We start from the raw sequence: 2852 nt of genomic DNA, 5'->3' as shown, positions 1-2852 counted from the left end.
GCGGGCGAAATATGCAAGGCGATCTCTTCCCTAAAGAAGTTCTGAAATCGGTCGAATCCATGTTGTGCGCCGGTGAAAGCCGCGCCAAGCAAATTGCCGATCGAGTGTTGGTTCCTGTCCCGGAAGCGCTATCGCGTGAATGTGCCTTCAAGGTGCCGGTTGCGCTGTCTAGTGCGGCTTGGGAAGAGTGCGTTGAGTGGGCAGAGGTCTCCACTCATGAGGCGCTTTGGAACGTCCTGTTTGCGGCGCTCGGCGCAATTCGCAGCAAGGACAGGAAGAGCGACAGCGCGGATTTTGAAGTGCAGCGTGTCGCCTCTGGCGAGGCTTCTTGCTCGCGCGTTGGAATGAAAGTGGTTGTTGGGCCAGGGGATCAGCGGGAACCCGTATTGACGATCTACCTGACCGGCGAAGTGTAAGGCTGTTTCGGAGGAAAAATGTCTATTGCTCGGATCGCTGTTTCTCTGGTGCTGGCACTCGGTGCCGGTACTGCCAGCGCGGAAGGCGCAATGCGCGGCGCGATTACAGACGTGTTGCGCGGGGCCGTAAGTCCCGTTCCGCAAGGGCAGCAGGTCGAAGTTGGCTTCTCTCCTGAAGGATCAGCGGTCGCGCTTGTCTTGAAGGCCATCGGCAGTGCCCGCAAGTCGATTCACGTGATGGCCTACGTCATGTCCAGCCCTGAGATTGCCTCCGCCTTGGCGCGGGCCGCCAGGAGTGGCGTCGAAGTGTACGTTCAGCTCGACTACAAGGAGAACATCGAGGAAGACAAGCGAGGGTTCATCCGCAACCGTCTCGATGAGTTGTCGCATTCTGGCGCGGTTCTCTGCACGATCAGCGCATTCCCTGCCATGCATGAGAAGACGATGGTGATTGACGCGCGGCACGTTGAGGTCGGCTCTTTCAACTACAGCAGCCAGGCCGCGCGCCGGAACTCGGAAACCGCTCTAGTTTTGTGGAATGCCCCCGCCGTGGCACAACAGTACGAGGCGCATTTTCGTGAGCGAATCTCGTACTGCACGGCCTACCGTGCTGGCCTCTGAGCTGCGAGGCGCTTGATGGAACATGATCGCTGCCGGCACCTGGCCAACAGGCTGACGCTTCGGGTAATTCAAGCGCTCTCGATGCTTGGGGAGGCGGCGATGGTCGCCCCCGGCCCGATGGGCGCGGCTTGTTTGAGCGCATGTTCGGTTCGGACGGCACACGCATCGAGTTACGCCATCGAAGGGGCGGCTATCGAATTTCAAGTATCCGGCCTGATTGACGACGTGAATTTCGTCCTCAGCATCGATCGTCAGGCCATGCCCATCGCATCAGGTCGCGCCGCCCTCGGGGATGCCGCCTTGATGCAGCTCCGCACTGACCTTGAGCTGTTCCGGGACGAAGCCAAGAAGCTCAGTCTTGCCGGTGGCCAAATTTTCGAAGGAGAGCGTCATGCGCACTTTGGTCAATCGTGAGCCGTGGTGGGCGCAGCCGCCCAAGAAGGGACAGAACGAGCTGGAGTGCACGTGGGGTTGGCTCGAAACGTACTCGGATGGGAGCTTTGAGTTCGACGTGTCGACCAGGCCGACCGACGAGGAAATCAAGAACCGGCGCGGATGCCGGCTGTTCGAATAGTTCGGGCAAAGGGGTCGCAATGCATTCAGTGAAGTGGTTTTTTGCGCGGCTGTTTTGCGTATTGACTGGCCGCGAACACGAGCCAGCAGACGAGCGCACGGCTTCCGTGAGCGAGGAACGCCTTCGGTTTGCGGTACAGCGCGCACGTGAGGCTGTGGATCGGAAGGGGGTGGCGCGTACAAGTCGACGTTTCACTTTTTGGGATGACAACGACACTGGCTCTGGTGGCGGAATCACCCGCCATGAAGGATGATCGAATTTTTTGCAATAACCACGGGGGGTTTATGAAAGATATGTCTTCGTTCGGCAAGTTCGCGATTGGGTCTGCGGCGTTTGCCGCTGCTCTGTTCTTTGCCTTTGGGGCCTACCGGGGGGTGTTCAAGCCCAAGCTGGAGGCCGATCCTGTGCTTGACGCCCAATTGGTTGCTCAACAGGTTTCGCTTCCGAAGGGCGTGGTGAGCCTGATGTGCGCGCCTTCGCTCAAGGAAGTCGAGAAGCAAGTAACCGGGAAACAGCCCGACAACCTGCCGAATGGGTTCTCTTGCGCGGTCAAGTTGGCGGGGCAAAAGCTTGCGACGCCATGGGCAACCTACGCCGGCGAGGGGCAAGCCATGAACGGTGCGAGCGCCATGCCGTTTCTTAGCGCGGCCTGGGCTGGGCTCGCATTCTCCGCCAGCCGCAGTGACAGCGGTGCGCTCAAGGTGCTGGCTCATGTTGAAGACAAGCGTACGGTCAGCACACAAGATGCTGCGATTGCGATCAAGTATGTGCTGACGAAGCTGGGGGCCGAGCCGATCGCGAATACGGCTGCTGTGCTGGGCGCGGCCGGCGATTCCGAGGAATCGAGAGCCTGGGAAGCAAAGCGGCAGACGAACGCTGCGAGCTGGTCAAAGCAGTAAGAGCTATTCGGAATGGCGCGTTGCCACGCGCCTATGAGGAACTGACGCCAGGAGGAAAGGAAGATGGCTACACAGGAATGGATCGAACATGCGTATCCGCTTCAGCAGCTCACCGTGCGCGTTCAAGGCACACGTCATAGCGACCGCGCGGCGATGATTGAGCAGCTTGAAACGGTGGTCGCGAGGCTTCGCGCTGGCGATCTGCGCGGCTCCGAGCATGACGACGATTTTGGCTATCGGTTTGAGCTGTCAGAAGCTGTGAGTGGCCCGTCGTTTTTTGATGCCGCTGCGGGCTCGAATTGATGCGCCGGCACCGCGACCTGCAAACATACCTCTGGTCCG

Annotated in this window: 6 protein-coding genes; all 6 read left to right on the top strand. The window is 59.6% G+C overall.

Annotation, left to right across the window (positions count from 1 at the left end):
* Positions 1–416, top strand: a 416-nt coding sequence (locus AAHM38_RS25315; protein ID WP_342234412.1) for a DUF6573 family protein, incomplete at its 5' end; no start/stop codon positions are given.
* Between the two features lie 18 nt (positions 417–434).
* Entirely contained in the window at positions 435–1037 is a 603-nt protein-coding gene (locus AAHM38_RS25310; protein ID WP_342234411.1) for a phospholipase D-like domain-containing protein, read from the top strand.
* Positions 1038–1052: 15 nt separating this feature from the next.
* Entirely contained in the window at positions 1053–1451 is a 399-nt protein-coding gene (locus AAHM38_RS25305; protein ID WP_342234410.1) for a hypothetical protein, read from the top strand.
* Positions 1429–1611 carry a hypothetical protein gene (locus AAHM38_RS25300; protein WP_342234409.1) on the top strand — a complete coding sequence of 61 codons (183 nt, stop codon included), beginning with the start codon at positions 1429–1431 and terminating at the stop codon, positions 1609–1611. Before AAHM38_RS25305 ends, AAHM38_RS25300 begins: the two co-directional genes overlap by 23 nt.
* Positions 1612–1853: 242 nt before the next feature.
* The gene (locus AAHM38_RS25295; protein ID WP_342234408.1) at positions 1854–2510 is read left to right on the top strand and encodes a hypothetical protein; all 657 of its coding nucleotides are present in this window, start codon (positions 1854–1856) and stop codon (positions 2508–2510) included.
* A gap of 63 nt (positions 2511–2573) precedes the next feature.
* Complete coding sequence (locus tag AAHM38_RS25290; RefSeq protein ID WP_342234407.1) at positions 2574–2813, top strand: hypothetical protein; 240 nt, start codon at positions 2574–2576, stop codon at positions 2811–2813.
* Positions 2814–2852 lie beyond the last annotated feature (39 nt).

The organism is Ralstonia sp. OTU4908 (genome assembly GCF_038440115.1).
Classification (GTDB): Bacteria; Pseudomonadota; Gammaproteobacteria; order Burkholderiales; family Burkholderiaceae; genus Ralstonia; species Ralstonia pickettii.
The sequence above is the reverse complement of the archived record's forward strand: the minus strand, read 5'-3'. Positions and strand labels throughout refer to the sequence as shown.

Bases quoted from the DNA above. Each gene is read 5' to 3' on its own strand.
- AAHM38_RS25295 (WP_342234408.1), top strand. From the start codon at position 1,854: ATGAAGGATGATCGAATTTTTTGCAATAACCACGGGGGGTTTATGAAA.
- AAHM38_RS25305 (WP_342234410.1), top strand. From the start codon at position 1,053: ATGGAACATGATCGCTGCCGGCACCTGGCCAACAGGCTGACGCTTCGG.
- AAHM38_RS25310 (WP_342234411.1), top strand. From the start codon at position 435: ATGTCTATTGCTCGGATCGCTGTTTCTCTGGTGCTGGCACTCGGTGCC.
- AAHM38_RS25300 (WP_342234409.1), top strand. From the start codon at position 1,429: ATGCGCACTTTGGTCAATCGTGAGCCGTGGTGGGCGCAGCCGCCCAAG.
- AAHM38_RS25290 (WP_342234407.1), top strand. From the start codon at position 2,574: ATGGCTACACAGGAATGGATCGAACATGCGTATCCGCTTCAGCAGCTC.